Here is an 18,895-nt window from a genome sequence, read left to right as displayed (position 1 = left end):
TTCCACTTGCCCGATTTACTCCCGCTTCACACGCCCGGAGCCACCCTCATGGACAACCTGTCCACCGTCGACACCGACGGCGCGATAGAGACCCGCGGTATCGAACCCGTCCCCGACCACGAGCGCGGGGGCAGAGTCCGCGAGCTCTTCCCGACCTGGGTCGCGGCGAACATCAGCGTGCTGCTGCTCACCATGGGCGCGGCCCTGGTGGTGTTCAACCAGCTGAACTTCTGGCAGGTCCTGATCGTCGCCGCGTGCGCCGCGCTCGCCTCGTTCGGCATGGTCGGCGTGCTGTCGGTCTCCGGCAAGTGGGGCGGGGCCCCGGGCGCGACCCTCTCCCGGGCCACCTTCGGGGTGCGCGGGAACCTCTTCCCGGGCGCGATCCTGTGGATCGCCCGGTTCGGCTGGGAGACGATCAACGCCGTCACCGGTGCCTACGCCGTGCTGACGGTCCTCGACCTGCTCTTCGGCGTCAAGAGCAACACCGCACTGATCGTGATCACGCTCTTCGCCTTCGTCGCCTGCACCTTCCTGGTGTCCGGCATGGGCCGCAAGGCGCTGAACGTCTGCAACACCTGGTCGACGTACCTCTTCGGCATCTTCAGCGTCCTGGTGCTGGGCTACCTCATCGCGACCATGCACTGGAGCGAGGTCTTCTCCAAGCCCGCGGGCACCACCGCGATGATGATCGCCGGCATCGGGACCATCGCCGCCGGCGGCATCAGCTGGGTCCCCACCGGCCCGGACTTCGCCCGCTACCTGCCGCACGCCGCCTCCGGCAAGAAGATCGTCGGTGTGACGGTCTCCGGCGCCGGCCTGGTCATGGTCCCGATGGTGCTGATGGGCGCCGTGATGGCGGTGGCCTCGCCCGGTCTGGCGCAGGCCGCGGACCCGGTCTCCTTCCTCGGCGACCTGCTCCCGACCTGGCTGGCCGTGCCCTACCTGCTGACCGCGATCGTGGGCATGCTGCTGATCAACAGCCTCTCCATGTACTCGGCCGGCTTCACCGCGCAGACCATGGGCGTCAAGCTGCCGCGCGCCATGGCCGTGAGCATCAACGCCGTGATCTCGCTGGTCGGCGGCCTGCTGCTGATGCTGGTCGCCAAGAGCTTCCTGGGCTCCTTCATCACTTTCCTGATCCTGCTCGCCGTGTCCTTCTCGGCCTGGATCGGCGTCTACGCGGTGGACATGTTCCGTCGCCGGTCGCGTGCGGTGCGCTACGACGCCGCCGCGCTGATGGACACCACCCCGAACAGCCGCTACTGGTACGTGGGCGGCTTCTGCTGGCAGGCGATGGTGTCCTGGGTGCTCGCCCTGCTGATCGGCCTCGCCTTCACCAAGTGCGACTGGTTCGCCGGCCCGCTCTCCGACACCCCGGTCGGCAAGTACGGGCTCGCCTGGGCGGCGACCATCGTGATCTCCGGCGTGATCATGGCCGTGCTCCCCGCTCCCAAGGAGAACACCCCCGCCACCGCCGGCCGGTCCGCCGCCGAGCAGGCTGCCGACGGTGCGGAGCGGACCGACCGGGTCGCCGTCTGACCTCGGGCCCCGCGCCTGCGCACCCCGGGGACCGCCCGGTCGCCGACTCACCGAGTCGACGCGACCGGGCGGTCCCGTTTGCGCTGCCGTGTCCGACGCCCCCGAACGCCCGGCGCGACAGCTCCGATACGCAACAGCCCGGGGAAGCGTCAGCGCCGGGTGAGGACCGCCGGTCTTGCCGTCGTTCTCTCACCGGTGGGTGGTGCCCCGGTCACCAGGAGACGGCGTCGTCCATCGACTGCTGCCAGTAGGTGACCTTGAGGGAGTCGTCCACGTACACGCCCTTCGCGGGCAGCGAGGGGTGGGAGGCCGCGCCGACGCTCTCGTTGCCGGACGGGCCGTGGAAGTAGACCTCCAGGGAGTTCGCCGTGTAGCCGTTGGTGTTGCCGGTGCCGTCGGCGGAGGACAGGTTCACGGAGGCATAGCCGGACTCTCCGGGCTTGAGCGTGACGACGGCCTGCGGCTTCGAGTCGGTGATCACCGGGGGCACGGACTGGGCCTCCCCGAACCGGACGGCCGGGTAGCCGTAGAGGTAGCAGGTGCCGGGGCCGGTGTTGGTGACCGTGAGCAGCATGTGGTTCACGGGGCGGTTCAACGGGGCGGCGGTCGTCCGGGTGTCGGCGCCCGTGCAGGTGACCGGCTTGGCCGCGTCCGGAGCCTGCCCGGCGGCCGACTTCGACGCGGGGACGTTCGGGCTGGGCTTGGCGCTGCCGGATGCGGGCCCGGCGACCGGGGGCCTGCCGGTGGTGCCGGCCGGGGCGACGGACGCCGGCGAGCCGGACGCCCTGGGCCGTAGCGTCGGACCGCTCGTCGTCGCGATGTCCCCGGTGTCCCCGTTGTCGGTGCACGCGGCGACCGAGAAGGCGGCGAGCACGACGCTCGCGGCAACGGTGACCAGACGCGTGCGGGAGGTACGGACGGACATCTGCTCGGGCCCCTTTCGGCATGCGGTCGAACGGTTCGTCGACCGGCTGACCGAAGCTTGCGCAACGATCCGTCCCGACCACCACACCCGGCGCCCCGGTGGGGACGGTGGAACGGATAACAGGCCTCTGACCAGCGGGAACGGAACACCCCTGGAACGGTGGAACGGGACGCCCGGGGAAGCGGACGGCCGCCGGCACAGCGGGACCGGCCACCGCCCCGGGCCCGAACACCGCGCGGTGTTGCCGATTGGTGTTGCCGCCCCGGAAACGGGGGCGCAACGGTGGCCGGACTGGCCATGCTGTGACGCACCGTCAGACCGGTCCGGCTGGCGGACAGGTCGTGGTCGGCGGAGGCCGCCACGGATCGAGGAGGTTCACGGTGCGGCGTTCGCTGCTGTCGACCAGGGCGGCTCTGGTGCTGCTGATCGGCGTGCTCACGGGAATAGGCGCGGGCGTCCTGGCCGCCGCCGGGGGCGTGCACGCGGCGCAGTGCGTCCTGTACGGCGCCGGGGCCTTCGGCGTCGGAGTGCCGTTCGTCGACCGGCTCGTCGCCGGTCCGGAGCAGGAGCCGGCGGAGAACGAGTCCGCTTCCTGATGCGTGCGCGGCCCGGGCTCTCCGGACCTCCGGATCCCGACCTCTCCGGTTCCCCGAGCCCCCGGGTCCCGGGCCGCGACCGACCCGATACCGCAAGGCCTGATACCGCAAGGCCCGATTCTGCAAGGCCGGCTGCTGCAAGGCCCGATTCTGCAAGGATGGTGCCGTCGTGGAGGCCGTAGGACACCGGGGGGGGTGACCGAGTGGGGAACCTGCAGCCGCTGAGCCCCGATCTGAACGAGGAGTGCCGTGCCTTCGCCGAGGCCCTGCGCAGTCTGTTCGCCGGGCTGTGGCCCGCGGTGTCGGTGCGCCGCTACAGCTCGCGCCGGCATCTGAGCCCGGGGGCGCTCTCCCGCTACCTGTCCGGGCAGCGGATCCCGTCCTGGCAGTTCGTCCAGGACCTGCTCACCGATGTGGGCGCCGACCGGGGCAGCGTCGCCACCCCGGAGACGATCGAGCTCCTCCGCTCCCTGCACACAGCCGCGCAGGAGACCAGCGCCTCGGTGGGCCACGCCGTGCAGCAGCTGCAGTTCCAACTGGCCGAGGCCGACCGGCTGTCACGGCGCTCGGCCGCCCACAGCGACGTCCTGGGCGACGCCCTGCTCGACAAGAACCACCGCATCGCCGATCTGGAGCTGCGCCTCAACCAGTTGGAGAGCGACTGGGCGCGGGAGCGCGCCCGCGCGGACGAGATCGCCCTGTACAGCGGCGACCACGCGGACCTGCTCCTGGAGAAGCAGCACCTGGAGAAGGAAGTCGCCCGGCTGGAGAACGAGTTGGGGGAGGCGCTCCGGCGTCAGCTCGCCGCCGAGGCGCGCTGCGAGCTGCTGGAGCGCCAGTTGATCGTCGCCGAGCAGCAGGCCGGCGAGGACCCGCTGGGCATCGAGGCGCCCGCCCCCGCCGCCCCGACCGTCACCGGCCGGCCCAGGGTCCTGGTGGTCGACGACCAGCCCGCGAACCTGGTGGCCCTGGAGGCCGTCCTCGCGGCCGCCGACTGGGACGTCCTGGCCGTCGCCTCCGGCCCGGACGCCCTGAAGGCGCTGCTCCAGCACAACGACGTCGCCGTCATCGTCCTGGACGTGCAGATGCCGGGCATGGACGGCTACGCGACCGCGGCCCAGATCAAGAGCCGCGCGCAGACCCGCGACATCCCGATCATCTTCGTCACCGCGATCGGCGCCGACCCGGAGAACACCCTGCGCGGCTACGACGCCGGGGCGGTCGACTTCATCGTCAAACCCTTCGACCCCTGGCTCCTGCGCGCCAAGGTCACCGCTCTGACCGGCATGTACCTGAGCTACCGCGGCACTCCGCGCGCCGTGCCCCCGGACCAGCCCGCGCACACCGCCGCCGACTGGCTCCTGCCCAGCACCCGTCGGCCGCACCAGCCGTCCTGACCACGGCACCCCCGCGGCCGGAGCCCGTGCTCGGTCAGCCCCCGGTCGCCGCCCCGGTCGAGAAGGTGGGCGAGTTCGGTCGGCCTGGTGAACATGGGCCAGTGGCCGGACTTGATGTCGACGAACTCGACGTGCTCGGCCCGGGCGAGTTCCGGGGCCTCGCCGGCGGCGATCCAGCCGCGGGCCTGCTCCGGGGTGAACTCGGGGCAGACCACCACGACCGGTACCGCGTAGCGGCGCCGGTCCGTCAGCCGGACCACGCCCCGGGCCACCTGTTCGGGGACGGGGACGGCCCCGGCGGCGATCCGGTGCCGGAGGTCGTCGTCGAGGTCGGCGCTGTCGGCTCCCGCGAACGGGCCCCAGCCGGGGAAGGGCATGGCGCCGTCCCGGATGTCGAAGAAGTCGGCGTACGGCCGGCCGTCCTCGTGCGGGAAGCCGCCGATCAGCGCCAGCTTGGCGAGCCGGTCCGGGCGCGCGTCGGCGGCCAGCCAGCCGAGGGTGCAGGCGGCCGAGTGCGCCACGAGCAGGGGCTTCCCGGCCGTGGCGTCGACGGCGGCGAGGACGGCCGCCGCCTGCTCGTCGAGGGTGGCGGACGAGCGTCCGTCGCCCTGGCCCGGGAGGGGCACGGGCCGCGGGCGGTGCCCGAGCGCCTCCAGGGCGGGCACGACGGCGTCCCAGGCGCTGGCGTCCAGCCACAGGCCGCCGATGAGCAGGATGTCCACGGTGGGACCCACTTCCTTGTCGGGTGTGCCCCATGCTAGGAGCGATTCCGGACAATCTGCTTCCTGATGCTCCGGCAGCCGCCTACGCTGACCGACGTGCCGACCGGAACGGGCCCCACCGCCCGCGCCCTGCGCACCCTGGAGATCCTGCGGACCCGCCCCGGCACGACCGCCGAACGGCTCGCGGAGAAGCTCGGGGTGACCGATCGCGCCGCGCGTCGCTACATCGCGATCCTCCGGGAGGCCGGCCTCCCGGAGGAGTCCGTGCACGGCCCGCACGGCGGCTACCGGCTGCGACGCGGAACACGGCTGCCCCCGGTGAGCTTCACCCAGAGCGAAGCGCTCGGCCTGGTCATGGCGGTGCTCGACGGCAGGCCCGCCGCCGGGGTCCGGCGGGCGAACCGCGCCGCTTCGCGGTCGTCCGGGCGTGCTGCGCCGTGCTCCTGGCCTGCGGGATCGTCCTGCTGGCGACGGGTGGTCAGCCGGTGCTCGGCTCGGTGCCGGTGGTGGTCGCGCCACTGCTCGCCTTCTGGCAGTCGTACGCCACCAGGCTCCGGGTGGCCCGTCACCGGGCGGAGAACCCCGGCCCGCTGACCATCGCCCTCGCCGACAGCGGCTGCGCCTTCACCACCGGGGGCTTCCGGCAGGCGTTCTCCTGGTCACGCTTCACCCGCATCGCGGACGACCGGGGCCACCTGTTCCTGTACGCCCGCCGCGAACGACCCGGTCGCCAACCTGCCGATGCAGGGACCCGGCGTCGACGCCCAGTCCGACGGGGGCATCCCCTGCGTCTTCCGACGTCCGCTTTCCCACGCCCGCCGAGCGACCGGCCGCAGCGGGGGCATCCCGTCCGCTGGCATGTCCGCGGCCGAAAAATCGCAGGTCAAGGCTCTGTTCACGGACCCCGGGCCGGTCTAGCATTCCGGATCACAGCAGCCCCACCACCCCCTTGCGGGGCTGCTGGGCAGACCGGCCACGCCCCCACGTCGGCCGGTGCCTCCCACGGCCGGGACCGCAGGCCTCCCCCGTCCCCGCGGTCCCGGCCGGCCGACCGACCGCCCGCACCTCGACGACGACGGCCTGCTGTCAGTGACGGCCGGTACGGTCGGCCGCCGATGAACCGACGAGTAAGCGCAGGGCGAGGCAGGTGAAGGATTTCGCGGGGGAGTTGAGACGGCGGGCCGCCCGGCGCGACGGCAGCCGGACCTCCGCGGAGCACGGCACCCCGGGCATCCGCCTGGTCATCCCCTGGCACACGGAAGGCCTGCCGCCCGGCGAGGTGACACCGGACTTCGCCGGAAGCGGGTTCCCCCGCCGATCGTGCCCCACGGGCAGGAGCCGCCGGTCCGGCTTGACGGAAATCTGATTAGGCGCCATATTACTTGCATGACGCAGCACCCCGAGGCCGGTCCGGCGGCCCCCAACATCGATCAGGCCCGGCGCCAGATCGCCCGCTACGGCCTCGCGGCCGATCCGCAGGCGATCCTGGTCGCGGCCCGGCTGATGGCGGCGGGGGCGCGGCTCGGCCAGGCCGGTGAGGTGCACTTCGGGCGGTTCGGACTCTCCACCGGCCGGTACCGCCTACTGGCGGACCTGGAGGACCACGGCGGCGAGAAGTCGCCGTCCCAGCTCGCGGCCACCCTCGGGGTCTCCCGGGCGACCGTGACCGGCCTGGTCGACGGTCTGGAGCGGGAGGGACTGGTGGCCCGCCGGCCGTCCACCGAGGACGGCCGCGGCAACGTGGTGATCCTGACCGCGCGCGGCGCCGAGCGGCTGCGCGAGCTGGCCCCCGAACACTTCGCCCGGATGCAGTCGCTGGTCAGCGGCCTCACCGTGGCGGAGCGCGCGACCTTCCTTGACCTGCTGGGCCGGGTCGTCGCGGGCATCGACGCCCTCACCGAGGACTGACCCCCGCCCCGGCGGCGGCAGCACCACCCGAGCCCGACGGCGGGCCGCCGAGCGGCCCGCTTTCTCTTCCCCTAATAGTTAGGCTCCTAAGCACAAATACTTAGGTACCTAACCACAGAACCGGATCCACCGAGGAGTTCCCCGTGAGCAAGAAGGCCCCCGGCGCACCCCCGCCCTTCGTCCTGTGGCGGGAGGTCCTGACCTCCTACGCGATGCCCGCCGTCAGCGCCGGAATCGGCGGGGCCGTCACCCGCCAGCCGGAACTGACCGTCGCCGCGTTCACCACCATCGGCGGCACCTCCGCCCTCGTGGCCGCCGTGCTCGGCGCCGCGCTCCGCCGCCGACCGGACCGCTCCACCCCTCCCCGCACGCCCCGGGCGCTCGCGGCCGCCACCGCCGGCCTGTTCGCCGCCGCGCTCGGCCTCGCCGTCGGGCTGGCCGCCGCGCGCTGGCTCCCGCACCTCCCCCCGCTCGCCGACAGTCCGTGGCCGCGTCGGCTGCCGATCGACCTGCCGGTCTCCGCTCTGATCGCCGCGACCATCACCACCTGGCGCTGGCGCGGCAGCCGGCCGACCCGGGCGGCACAGCACCGACTCTCCAGCACGACCCGACCCGAAAGGCAGACATCATGATCGTCGTCATGGGCGCCGGTGGCGCCACCGGAGGCGCCACCCTGCGCAGCCTGGCCGCCCTCGGCGCACCGACCCGCGCCCTCAGCCGCGACCCCGCCCGACTGGCCGCCACGCTCGACGACCGCACGCTCGCCCGGACCACCACCCTCCCGGCCGACGCCGCCGACCCGGCGTCGCTGCGCCGGGCGTTCCGGGGCGCGCACCAGCTGTTCCTCACCATGGCCAACGGCCCGCACCAGGTGCAGCACGAGCTGGCCGCGATCGAGGCAGCCGTCGACTGCGGCGTGGAGCACATCGTCAAGGTGTCCGCGCCCGCCGCCGAGCCGGACTCCCCGGTCGCGGTCTCCCGGGGCCACCACCTGATCGAGGAGCACCTGCGGTCACTGCACGTCACCGCGACCGTCCTGCGGCCGTACGCCTTCCTGCAGAAGCTGCTGCTCCTGGCGCCCGGCATCGCCGCCGGCGGCGTGGTGCACGGCGCGATGGGGCAGGCCCGGTGCAACTACGTGGACGTCCGGGACATCGGCGACGCCGCGGCGGAGGTGCTGACCCGCCCGGAGCTGGCCGGCGGCACCTACCCGCTCACCGGCGGGCGGGCCTACAGCTACCCGGAGCTCACCGCACTGCTGGGCGAGCTGCTCGGCCGGCCGGTCCGCTACCTCGACCTGGCCCCCGGCGAGCTGCACGCCCACCTGGTCGGCCGGGCCGGGATGCCGGACTGGCTGGCCACCCACGTGGTGGAGATCCAGCAGCTCGCGGTGGTCCGCAAGGAGGTGCCGGACGACACCTTCACCCGCCTGACCGGGCGCTCCCCGCGCAGCCTGGAGGCCTTCCTCGACGAGCACCTGCCGCACTTCCGCTGATCGCCCGACCGCCCGGGGACACCCCGGCGGGCCGGGCGCGGCAGCGGACAGCCCGGCCCGCCACCCGGATGGAGCAGCATTTCCTGTGGCATGGGTCACGATCCGAAAATCGATGTGACGATCCGTCAATTCAACTGACAGATCGTCACATCGACACGAAGGAGCATCAGTTGTTGTCTGACGTCACGTCAGATTCGGCCGGTCGAGGCCGAGTTGAGCCTCCTGCCAGCCGCTGCCGGTTCGCCACCCCGGGGCTACCATCGGTCGGGTTGTCCGCTCCGGCCCCGGAGCGGGGTCACCGGTCAAGCCGGTGACCCCGCCGCCCCAAGGGCCGGACAGCGGTAGGAACGGGGCGAGGACGAGGAGCGCATGGGCCGCCATGACAGCTGAACCGAGCCACCCGGAGCAACACACACCGGCAGCACCCGCCGACCGGGCACCACTGGCCGGCCAGGCACCGCAGGCCGGCCGGGCACCGCAGGCCGCACCGCCGCGGGCCCTGTTCCCCGGCCGCCCGGCCGCCGCCCCGCGCACCCTGGTCGACGTGCTGGACGCCACCGTGCGCGCCCACCCCGACGAGCCGGCCCTGGACGACGGGCGCACCGTGCTCAGCTACCGGGCGCTGGCCGCCGAGGTCGAGAAGCTCCGCCGCCGCCTTGCCGCCGCCGGGATCGGCCCGGGCGACCGGGTCGGCATCCGGGTACCCTCCGGCACCAACGACCTGTACGTCTCGATCCTCGCGGTGCTCGCCGCCGGCGCCGCCTACGTCCCGGTGGACGCCGAGGACCCGGACGAGCGCGCCCAGCTGGTCTTCGGCGAAGCCGCCGTGGCCGCCGTGCTCGGCGCCGGCCGCACGCTGAGCAGCACCGCGGAGCGCGCACCCGCCCCGGAGCGCCGCCCCTCCCCCGCCGACGACGCCTGGATCATCTTCACCTCCGGCTCCACCGGCAAGCCCAAGGGCGTCGCGGTCACCCACCGCAACGCCGCCGCCTTCGTCGACGCCGAGGCCGCGCTCTTCCTCCAGGAGGAGCCGATCGGCCCGGGCGACCGGGTGATGGCCGGACTGTCGGTCGCCTTCGACGCCTCCTGCGAGGAGATGTGGCTGGCCTGGCGGCACGGCGCCTGCCTGGTGCCCGTCCCCCGCTCCCAGGTGCGCAGCGGCGCCGACCTGGGCCCCTGGCTGGCCGACCAGGAGATCACCGTGGTCTCCACCGTCCCGACGCTGGCCGCGCTGTGGCCCGCCGAGGCGCTCGACGAGGTCCGGCTGCTGATCTTCGGCGGCGAGGCCTGCCCGCCCGAGCTGGTGCAGCGCCTGGCCACCGAGGGCCGCGAGCTGTGGAACACCTACGGCCCGACCGAGGCCACCGTGGTCGCCTGCGCCGCACTGCTCACCGGCGAAGGCCCGGTCCGGATCGGCCTGCCGCTGGCCGGCTGGGACCTCGCCGTGGTCGACGAGGCCGGGCAGCCGGTCGCCCCCGGCGGCACCGGCCAGCTGGTGATCGGCGGGGTCGGCCTGGCCCGCTACCTCGACCCGGAGAAGGACGCCGAGAAGTACGCCCCGCTGCCCTCGCTGGGCTGGGAGCGCGCCTACCGAAGCGGTGACCTGGTCCAGGCCGACCCGGCCGGCCTGCTGTTCCTCGGCCGCACCGACGAGCAGATCAAGCTCGGCGGGCGCCGGATCGAACTCGGCGAGGTGGACGCCGCCCTGCAGGCGCTGCCCGGCGTGGCCGGCGCGGCAGCGGCCGTGCGGACCGCGCGCGGCGGCAACCAGCTGCTGGTCGGCTACCTGGTGGTCCAGGACGGCTTCGACCGCGAGCAGGCCGTCGAACGGCTGCGCGCCGAGCTGCCGGCCGCCCTGGTGCCGCTGCTCGCCCCGGTCGGGACCCTGCCCACCCGCACCTCCGGCAAGGTCGACCGCAACGCCCTGCCCTGGCCGCTGCCCGAGCTGGAGGCCGCCGGGCCGAACGAGCAGTTGTACGGCACCGAGGCCTGGCTGGCCGAGCAGTGGTCCGAGATCCTCGGGGTGCAGGTGGCCGGCGCGCGCGACGACTTCTTCGCGATCGGCGGCGGCAGCCTGGCCGCCGCCCGGCTGACCACCCTGTTGCGCACCCGCTACCCGAGCGCCGCCGTGCTGGACGTCTACCAGCACCCGACGCTGCGCAAGCTCGCCCGCCATCTGGAGCGCTCGGCCGCCGACGGCGGCGAGGCCCGTACCGTCACCCTGGTGCCGAACCGGGCCAAGCTGCTCCAGCTGCTCCTGCTGGTCCCGCTGTTCACCGTGGTCGGCCTGCGCTGGACGGTCGCCCTGCTGGCCGCCGGGAACCTGCTCGCCCGCTTCGGCGACTACCCGTGGGCACCCACCGCGTCCTGGTGGGCGGTCGGCGCGGGCGCGCTCGTGCTGTACAGCTCGCCGGGCCGGCTCGCGATCGGGGCCGGCGGCGCCCGGCTGCTGCTGCGCGGCCTGCGCCCCGGCAGCTACCCGCGCGGCGGCGCCGTGCACCTGCGGCTGTGGGCGGCCGAGCGGCTCACCGAGCTGAGCGGCGCGACCGGGCTGTCCGGCGCCTGGCTGGTCCCCTACGCCCGGGTGCTCGGCGCCAAGGTCGCGAAGGAGGTGGACCTGCACTCGCTGCCGCCGGTCACCGGGATGCTCAAGCTGGGCCGGGGCTGCGCCGTCGAGGCCGAGGTCGACCTGTCCGGCTACTGGCTGGACGGCGACCGGCTGGAGGTCGGCCAGATCAAGGTCGGCGCCGACGCGGTGGTCGGCACCCGTTCGACGCTGCTGCCCGGTGCCCGGGTCGGCAAGCGCGCCCGGGTGCTGCCCGGCTCCAGCGTCACCGGCCACGTGCCGACCGGCCAGCGCTGGGGCGGCGCCCCCGCCGTCAAGCTCGGCCGGGCCGAGTGGTCCTGGCCCGAGGGGCAGCCCGCCCGCCGGCCCGTCTGGGCCGCCCTGTACGGAGCGGGCGACGCCCTGCTCGGCCTGCTCCCGCTGCTGCCCGCCGCGGCCGCCCTCGCCGTGCTCTCCCGCTTCGTCGACCGGGGCGCGGACCTCGGCCCGGCGCTCGCCGGCGCCCTGCTCGGCCTGTTGCCCGCCACCCTGGCCTACGGCGCGCTGTACGCGGCGCAGCTGGTGGTGCTGGTCCGGCTGCTGAGCCTCGGCCTGGTGCCCGGGGTGCACCCGCTGCACGGCCGGGTCAGCTGGCAGGCGTGGACGGTCAGCCAGCTGATGGACCGGGCCCGCGAGGTGCTGTTCCCGCTGTACGCCGGGCTGGTCACCCCGCTGTGGCTGCGGGCGCTGGGGATGCGGGTGGGCCGCGGCGCCGAGGTGTCCACGGTGCTGGCCCTGCCCAGTCTGACCACCGTCGGGGACGGCGCGTTCCTGGCCGACGACACCCTGATCGCCCCGTACGAGCTGGGCGGCGGCTGGATGCGCCTGGGCGAGGCCAAGGTCGGCGACCGGGCCTTCCTCGGCAACTCGGGGATGACCGCGCCGGGCCGCTCGGTGCCCAAGCGGGGCCTGGTGGGCGTGCTGTCGGCGACCCCGGCGAAGGCGAAGAAGGGCGGCTCGTACCTGGGCATGCCGCCGATGCGGCTGCCGCGCGCGGCGGACCAGGGCGACCAGAGCCTGACCTACGAGCCGCCGGCCCGGCTGCGCTGGGCGCGCGGGCTGGTCGAGCTGGCCCGGCTGCTGCCGGTGCTCGCCTCGGGGGCGCTGGGGCTGCTGACGGTGGCCGCGCTGTCCTGGCTGGCGGCCGGCTCCCCGGTGCGGGCGGCGCTGCTCTCCGGCCTGGTGCTGCTGGCCGCGGGCGGGGTGGCCTGCCTGGTCGCGGTGGCCGCGAAGTGGCTGCTGGTCGGCCGGTTCCGGGCGGTCGAGCACCCGCTGTGGAGCGGCTTCGTGTGGCGCAACGAGCTCGCCGACACCTTCGTCGAGGTGCTCGCGGTGCCGTGGCTGGTCGGCGCGGTGCCGGGCACACCGGTGCTGAACCTATGGCTGCGGGCGCTCGGCGCCAAGGTCGGGCACGGCGTGTGGTGCGAGAGCTACTGGCTGCCGGAGGCCGACCTGGTCACCCTCGGCGACGGGGTCAGCGTGAACCGGGGCTGCGTGGTGCAGACCCACCTCTTCCACGACCGGATCATGCGGATGGATACTGTGGTCCTCCGCGAGGGCGCCACCCTGGGCCCGGGCGGGATCGTGCTGCCCGGCAGCACGGTGGGCGAGCGCAGCACGCTGGGCCCGGCCTCGCTGGTGATGCGGGCCGAGTCCGTCCCCGCGGACACGCGGTGGCTGGGCAACCCCATCGAGGCGTGGCAGACCACGTCGTGACCAGCCCTCCCCCCGGTACGACCCCCCGTCCCGGCCCGCAGGAAGCGCCCGCCCCCGTGAAGCCCAAGCACGCCCAGCCCGGGGCCCCCGGCCCGGACCCCTACTTCCCCGACAGCGGCGACCGCCGCTACCGGGTGCACCGCTACGAACTCGCGCTGGACTACCGTCCCGGGCCCAACCGGCTGGCCGGCTCGGCCCGGCTCAGCGCGGTCGCCGACGCGGCCCTGGCCGAGTTCGCGCTCGACCTGGCCGAGTTCCGGATCGGGCGGGTGCTGGTCGACGGCAAGGCCGCCCGCTACACCCACCGCGGCGGCAAGCTGCGGATCCGCCCGGCGAAGGCGCTCGCGGCGGGCGCGGCCTTCACCGTCGAGGTGCACTACACCGGCAACCCCCGCCCGGTGCGCAGTCCGTGGGGCGGCCTGGGCTGGGAGGAGCTGACCGAGGGCGCGCTGGTGGCCAGCCAGCCGGTCGGCGCGCCGTCCTGGTTCCCGTGCAACGACCGGCCCGCGGACAAGGCGACCTATCAGCTGGCGGTCACCACGCCGTCCCCGTTCACGGTGGTCAGCGGCGGGCGGCTGCTCACCCGGACCACCCGGGCGTCCAGCACCACCTGGGTGTACGAGCAGAGCGCGCCGACCTCGCCGTACCTGGTGACGGTCTCGATCGGGCACTACCAGCCGGTGACGCTGGGTCAACCGGCGGCACTGGGCCAACCGGCGGCGCCGGAACGGCCGGTGGCGTCGGCCGCCCGTCCGGCGGTGCCGCAGACCGGGTACGTGCCGCCGCGGCTGGCCGAGGACTTCGCCCGGGACTTCGCCCGGCAGCCCCAGATGATGGCGTACTTCGCCGAGGTCTTCGGGCCGTATCCGTTCGGCGAGTACGCGGTGGTGGTCGCGGACGAGGAGCTGGACGTCCCGGTGGAGGCCCAGGGCGTGGCCACCTTCGGCACCAACCACCTGGGCGGCGGCTGGGAGCGGGAGCGGCTGATCGCGCACGAGCTGGCCCACCAGTGGTTCGGCAACAGCGTCACGATCGCCGACTGGCGGCACATCTGGCTCAACGAGGGCTTCGCCAAGTACGCGGAGTGGCTCTGGTCCGAGCACGCCGGGGGCCCGGCCGCGGCCGTGCACGCCGCCGCCGCGCACCGGCTGCTGGCCGGGCTGCCGCAGGACCTCAGGCTGGGCGACCCGGGCCGCCGGCTGATGTTCGACGACCGGCTGTACCAGCGCGGCGGCCTGGTGGTGCACGCGCTGCGGCAGACCCTCGGCGAGGACGCGTTCTTCGCGATGCTGCGGGACTGGACCGGCCTCAACCGGCACGACGTGGTCGCCACCGGCGACCTGCTCGCGCACGCCTCCCGCTACACCGCCACCCCGCTCGGCCCGCTGTTCGAGGCGTGGCTGGAACGGCCGGAACTGCCGCCGCTGACGGATGGAGCGGGACAGCCGGGCGGACAGCCTGGCGGACCGTCGGTCGGACCGCCGAGCGGAGGACTGGGCGGACGGCTGCGCGGCTGGCTGGGCGGATAGCCGCCCGGCTCCCGGCGTCGGCTCGGGTCGGGTCAGGTCGGGTCCGGTCGGCTAGGGTCCCCAGCATGCTGACAAATGATCACATGACCGATCTGCCCGACGAGCTGCTGCCGACCACCCGACGCGCCCTGCTGCACCGGGTCGCCGTCGCCCAGGCCGAGGGCCGCACCCCCTCGCTGCTGGCGGGGGTGGTGCGGGACGGCCGGCCGGTGTGGAGCGGTGCCCGCAGCATGGTCGAGGGACACGCGCCGGACCCTGACGTCCAGTACCGGATCGGCTCGCTCACCAAGACCTTCGTCGCGGTGCTGGTGCTGCGGCTGCGCGACGAGGGCCTGCTCGACCTGGCCGACCCGCTGGGCCGCCACCTGCCCGGCACCCCGGCCGACGCCGTCACCGTCGCCGAGCTGCTCGCGCACTCCGGCGGGCTCGCCGCCGAGACGCCCCAGCCCTGGTGGGAGCGGACCGACGGCGCGCTGCGGCCCGAACTCGGCGACCTGCTGGAGGAGTCGAGCCCGCTCAAGCACCCGGCCGGGCGCCGCCACCACTACTCCAACCCCGGCTACGCGCTGCTCGGCGCCCTGGTCGAGCGGCTGCGCGGCGAGCCCTGGGGCGAGGTGCTGCGCCGCGAGGTGCTGGCCCCGCTCGGCATGGACCGCACCACCCTGCTGCCCGAGCACCCGCACGCCGGGGGCTTCGCCGTCCACCCGTGGGCCGACGTCATGCTGCCCGAACCGCTCACCGACACCGGCCTGATGGGCCCGGCCGGCCAACTCTGGTCCACCGGTGCCGACCTGGCCCGCTGGGCGGCCTTCCTCGCCGCCGGCGACGGCAAGGTGCTCACGCCCGATACCCTCGCCGAGATGCGCCGCCCCGCGGTCGGCCCGGATGACGCCGACTGGACCTCCGGCTACGGCCTCGGCCTGCAACTGCGCCGCCACGGGGGCCGGGTGCTGTACGGCCACACCGGCTCGATGCCCGGCTTCACGGCCTGCCTGTGGGTCAGCCCCGAGGACGGCCTGGCCGCCTTCGCCCTGTCCAACGCCACCGGCGCCGTCAACACCCCACTGCTGACCGCCCAGTTGATCGAGATCACGGCCACCCACGAGCCCCGGCTGCCCGCACCCTGGCGCCCGCTGTCCGAGGTGGACGAGGAGCTGCTGGCGCTCACCGGCCCCTGGTACTGGGGCGCCGCGCCCAATATGCTGCGGCTGCGCGCCGAGGGCGTCCTGGAGCTGACCCCGCTGGCCGGCGGAGGCCGGGGCTCCCGCTTCCGGCCGCAGCCGGACGGCAGCTGGCTCGGCCTGGACAACTACTACGCGGGCGAGACCCTGCGGGTGGTCCGGCACCCCGACGGCACGGTCAGCCACCTGGACGTCGGCTCCTTCGTCCACACCCGCGAGCCGTACGGGCCGGACGGCGCCGTCCCGGGCGGCGTCGACCCGCGGGGCTGGCAGGCCTTCTGATCCCCGGCGCACCGCACGGGGGCGCGCACGATGCAGGCGCGCGCCCCCGTTGTCCACCTCGGACGAACGACCGCCCGGTGCCGGGCAGGTGACCGGCAGGCCAAGGCCCGCCACGGGTGGTCCCATTCAACAGGTGCACATCTGCGCTCCTCCGGGCCGCAACGTGAATGCCAACCGGCTTGGAGACACATACGGGGACCGGTCCGCGCCCGATGCACCACCCCCTGCGGGCCGGGACGGTGCCCTGGTGATCCACGGCACCGCCGATCGTGCTGCCCTGGAGGGTCCGCCATGACCACCGTCCCCACGTACGCTCCGTCCGCAGTCGCCCCCACCCACGACGCCCCGGCGGTCCCCGCACCCCGCACCCGGCCGGCCCCGGCACCGGCCGCCTACACCGTCTCCCTCGCCCGCGACGAGGACGACGTGCGCGCCGCCCAGCGGCTGCGCCACCAGGTCTTCGGCGCCGAACTCGGGGCCGTCCTGCGCAGCCCCGTCGCCGGACTCGACGTCGACCCCTTCGACGAGTACTGCGACCACCTGCTGGTCCGCGAGGGCCAGGACGGCGCCGTCGTCGGCACCTACCGGCTGCTCCGCCCCGAGGCCGCCCGCCGGGCCGGACGGCTGTACTCCGACAACGAGTTCGACCTCTCCGCGCTGGCACCCGTCCGGCCCGGCCTGGTCGAGCTCGGCCGCTCCTGCATCCACCCCGACCACCGGGGCAACGGCGCCGTCATCAACCTGATGTGGGGCGGCATCGCCCGCTACCTCGCCGACACCGGCAACACCTGGGTCGGCGGCTGCTGCTCCATCGACCTGGAGGACGGCGGCGCCACCGCGGCCCGGGTCTGGGACACCGTCAGCGCCAAGTACCTGGCCCCCGAGGAGTACCGGGTCACCCCGCACCGCCGCTGGGACGCCACCGGCGTGCCGCGCGCCGAGCGCGGCGCCCTGCCCGCCCTGCTCCGCGGCTACCTGCGGCTCGGCGCCTGGGTCTGCGGCGAGCCCGCCCACGACCCGGACTTCAACTGCGCCGACCTGTACGTCCTGCTGTCGCTGGAGCGCACCGACCCGCGCTACCTGCGGCACTTCCTGTCCGGAGCGGCCGCCCCGGGCACCCCGTCATGAGCGTCTGGCTGCCGACCGCGCCCTGCCGGCCGGAGACCTGCCTGGGCGAACGCGCACCGGAGGTCTCGCACCCCCGGCGGGTGCTGCGGCTGACCGGCTGCCTGGTGGCGGTGCTGGCCGGAGTGCTGCTCAGCCTGCCGGTGCGCCTGCTGCCCTATGGCGCCCGGGACCGGCTGACCCGGCTCTGGGCCCGGGTGGTGCTGCGCAGCCTCGGGGTGACCGTCCACCTCGGGACGGCCCGGACGGCCGGGGTTCGTGCGACGGCCGGGACGGCCCGGACCGGCGGGCGGGCGGGGTCGTCCGGGGCCGTCGGCGGGCAGGCCGTCGGCGGCCGGGCGGTCGGCGCCGACGGGGCGCTGGTGGTCGCCAACCACGTGTCCTGGCTGGACATCCCGCTGCTCGCGGCCGGTCGCCCGGGCCGGTCGCTGGCCAAGACCGAGGTCCGGCGGTGGCCGGTGCTCGGGCCGCTGGTCGCCTGGGGCGGCACCGTGTTCCTGGACCGCGACCGGCTGCGCACGCTCCCGGACACCGTGGCCGCGGTGGCCGAGGTGCTGCGCTCCGGGCACCCGGTGATCGTCTTCCCGGAGGGGTCGACCTGGTGCGGGCGGGAGAGCGGACGCTTCCGGCCGGCCCTGTTCCAGGCCGCGGTCGAGGCGGGCGCCTTCGTCCAGCCGGTGACGATCCGCTACCGGCTCGCGGACGGGCGGCCGACCAGCGCGCCCGCCTTCATCGGCGACGACGGGCTGCTCACCTCGCTCGCCCGGGTGGTCGCGGTGCGCGGGCTGGTCGCCGAGGTGACCTTCCTTCCGCCGATCCCGCCACCCGGACCGCAGCCCACCCGGGCGGGCGCCCGGCGGGAGCTGGCCCGGGCAGCCCAGGAGGCGGTGGAGGGCATCCGCTGAGGCGGCGACACCACCGACGCGCCGTGCGGAATCCGGTACGAAAGCCCGTACGAAAAGCCCTTACGAGACCCCGCCCGTACTCCACCCGTACTCCACCCGAACTCCGACCGCACTCCGACCGCACTCCGACCGCACTCCGCCCGAACTCCGCCTGGCCGGTGCCGCTCAGGCGGAGCGGGCCCCGGCCGGCTCCGCCGGCTGCGGTGCGCCGGGAGCGGCCTGGACGAGCGGACGGGCCCGGCCCAACAACACCGCGACCAGCACCGCGACCAGCACGGCGGTGACGGCCAACGCCGCCGAGCCGCAGCGCAGCGCCAGGCGGCCTGCCCCCGGAGCAGTACCCCAACCTCACGGGCCTCGCCGACCACATCACCGGCCCGGACATGGACGCCCGCTTCGACTTCTGCGTCCAGCGCGTCCTCGACGGACCGGCCGCCCTGCTGCCGCCCGACCGCCGCTGACCAGCGGCGCAGCCACGCCGGTCGGCTACCATGCCCATCAGGCAAAGGGCAGGCAAAGGGGCGGCGGGGCATGACCGAGCAGCAGTCGGCGCAGGAACCAGCGGGGCACCAGCCCGGGGACCCGACGCCCGTCCCCGGCGGTCAGGTCGGCCTGGCCACCGGCCTCGCCCGCGACTCGGCCGGCTGCCTCGGCGAGTTCGTCCTCGAGGCCGTCGGCGGGGTGATGCTCCTCGCCCTCACCACGGCCTCGCTGGCGGGGGCCTTCTTCCTCGCCCGAACTCTCCACCGGGCCAGCCCCGGCGCGGGGTACGCACTCGCCGCCCTCGGTCTGCTCGGCCTCGTCCATGGCATCCGCCACCGGCGCCGACCGAAGGAACAGCGCAGCCAACTCGGGCGGATCACCGCCGGGATCACAGGCGCGCTCGGCCTCTGGCTGTTCCTCTGCGTCTGTTACGCCTCCTTCGACACCGCCTTCGGGCTGAATACCGGGCTCTGAATATCGGACTCTG

The 18,895-nt window shown here is 74.7% G+C and carries 14 protein-coding genes and 2 pseudogenes; 13 read left to right on the top strand and 3 right to left on the bottom strand.

Annotated features, from left to right (window positions below; all coding sequences use genetic code 11):
- Positions 1-48: 48 nt before the first annotated feature.
- Positions 49-1,539 carry a purine-cytosine permease family protein gene (locus ABTY61_RS24965; RefSeq protein ID WP_350507278.1) on the top strand — a complete coding sequence of 497 codons (1,491 nt, stop codon included), beginning with the start codon at positions 49-51 and terminating at the stop codon, positions 1,537-1,539.
- Between the two features lie 211 nt (positions 1,540-1,750).
- Here ABTY61_RS24965 and ABTY61_RS24960 read toward each other — a convergent pair whose 3' ends face one another.
- A complete protein-coding gene (locus ABTY61_RS24960) occupies positions 1,751-2,464 on the bottom strand; it encodes a DUF4232 domain-containing protein (protein ID WP_350507277.1) in 714 nt (237 codons plus the stop codon).
- Between the two features lie 380 nt (positions 2,465-2,844).
- Here ABTY61_RS24960 and ABTY61_RS24955 point away from each other — a divergent pair, with 380 nt between their 5' ends.
- Positions 2,845-3,060 carry a hypothetical protein gene (locus ABTY61_RS24955; protein WP_350507276.1) on the top strand — a complete coding sequence of 72 codons (216 nt, stop codon included), beginning with the start codon at positions 2,845-2,847 and terminating at the stop codon, positions 3,058-3,060.
- A 203-nt stretch (positions 3,061-3,263) separates the two neighbouring features.
- Entirely contained in the window at positions 3,264-4,457 is a 1,194-nt protein-coding gene (locus tag ABTY61_RS24950) for a response regulator (protein ID WP_350507275.1), read from the top strand.
- A 59-nt stretch (positions 4,458-4,516) separates the two neighbouring features.
- Here ABTY61_RS24950 and ABTY61_RS24945 read toward each other — a convergent pair.
- A pseudogene (locus tag ABTY61_RS24945) lies at positions 4,517-5,179 on the bottom strand (alpha/beta fold hydrolase); the annotation flags it as partial.
- 66 nt (positions 5,180-5,245) lie between these two features.
- Between ABTY61_RS24945 and ABTY61_RS24940 the strand changes: the two are divergent.
- The 9 genes and pseudogenes from ABTY61_RS24940 to ABTY61_RS24900 form a co-directional block, all read left to right on the top strand.
- Positions 5,246-5,560 (top strand): annotated as a pseudogene (locus tag ABTY61_RS24940) (helix-turn-helix transcriptional regulator); the annotation flags it as partial.
- Positions 5,561-6,565: 1,005 nt separating this feature from the next.
- Positions 6,566-7,087 carry a MarR family winged helix-turn-helix transcriptional regulator gene (locus ABTY61_RS24935; protein ID WP_350507274.1) on the top strand — a complete coding sequence of 174 codons (522 nt, stop codon included), beginning with the start codon at positions 6,566-6,568 and terminating at the stop codon, positions 7,085-7,087.
- 143 nt (positions 7,088-7,230) lie between these two features.
- Positions 7,231-7,719 carry a hypothetical protein gene (locus tag ABTY61_RS24930; RefSeq protein WP_350507273.1) on the top strand — a complete coding sequence of 163 codons (489 nt, stop codon included), beginning with the start codon at positions 7,231-7,233 and terminating at the stop codon, positions 7,717-7,719.
- Positions 7,716-8,582 (top strand): NmrA family NAD(P)-binding protein, encoded by an 867-nt coding sequence (locus tag ABTY61_RS24925; protein ID WP_350507272.1) that lies wholly within the window; start codon positions 7,716-7,718, stop codon positions 8,580-8,582. The genes ABTY61_RS24930 and ABTY61_RS24925 overlap by 4 nt, the downstream gene beginning before the upstream one ends.
- A 379-nt stretch (positions 8,583-8,961) precedes the next feature.
- The gene (locus ABTY61_RS24920; protein ID WP_350507271.1) at positions 8,962-12,903 is read left to right on the top strand and encodes a Pls/PosA family non-ribosomal peptide synthetase; all 3,942 of its coding nucleotides are present in this window, start codon (positions 8,962-8,964) and stop codon (positions 12,901-12,903) included.
- A 56-nt stretch (positions 12,904-12,959) separates the two neighbouring features.
- The gene (locus ABTY61_RS24915; protein WP_350507270.1) at positions 12,960-14,432 is read left to right on the top strand and encodes a M1 family metallopeptidase; all 1,473 of its coding nucleotides are present in this window, start codon (positions 12,960-12,962) and stop codon (positions 14,430-14,432) included.
- An 83-nt stretch (positions 14,433-14,515) separates the two neighbouring features.
- Positions 14,516-15,895: a serine hydrolase domain-containing protein gene (locus ABTY61_RS24910; RefSeq protein WP_350507269.1), complete on the top strand. Its 1,380-nt coding sequence runs from the start codon at positions 14,516-14,518 to the stop codon at positions 15,893-15,895.
- 291 nt (positions 15,896-16,186) lie between these two features.
- Positions 16,187-17,023 carry a GNAT family N-acyltransferase gene (locus ABTY61_RS24905; RefSeq protein ID WP_350507268.1) on the top strand — a complete coding sequence of 279 codons (837 nt, stop codon included), beginning with the start codon at positions 16,187-16,189 and terminating at the stop codon, positions 17,021-17,023.
- Positions 17,020-17,925, top strand: coding sequence for a lysophospholipid acyltransferase family protein (locus ABTY61_RS24900; protein WP_350507267.1), 906 nt, complete (start codon positions 17,020-17,022; stop codon positions 17,923-17,925). The genes ABTY61_RS24905 and ABTY61_RS24900 overlap by 4 nt, the downstream gene beginning before the upstream one ends.
- A gap of 165 nt (positions 17,926-18,090) precedes the next feature.
- Here the strand turns inward: ABTY61_RS24900 and ABTY61_RS24895 are convergent, their stop codons facing one another.
- On the bottom strand, positions 18,091-18,216 hold the full coding sequence (locus tag ABTY61_RS24895; RefSeq protein ID WP_350507266.1) for a hypothetical protein: 126 nt from the start codon (positions 18,214-18,216) through the stop codon (positions 18,091-18,093).
- Between the two features lie 240 nt (positions 18,217-18,456).
- Between ABTY61_RS24895 and ABTY61_RS24890 the strand changes: the two genes are divergently transcribed.
- The gene (locus ABTY61_RS24890) at positions 18,457-18,882 is read left to right on the top strand and encodes a hypothetical protein (RefSeq protein WP_350507265.1); all 426 of its coding nucleotides are present in this window, start codon (positions 18,457-18,459) and stop codon (positions 18,880-18,882) included.
- Positions 18,883-18,895: the final 13 nt, after the last annotated feature.

Source organism: Kitasatospora sp. NPDC096128, from assembly GCF_040303105.1.
GTDB lineage: Bacteria > Actinomycetota > Actinomycetes > Streptomycetales > Streptomycetaceae > Kitasatospora.
The sequence above is the reverse complement of the archived record's forward strand: the minus strand, read 5'-3'. Positions and strand labels throughout refer to the sequence as shown.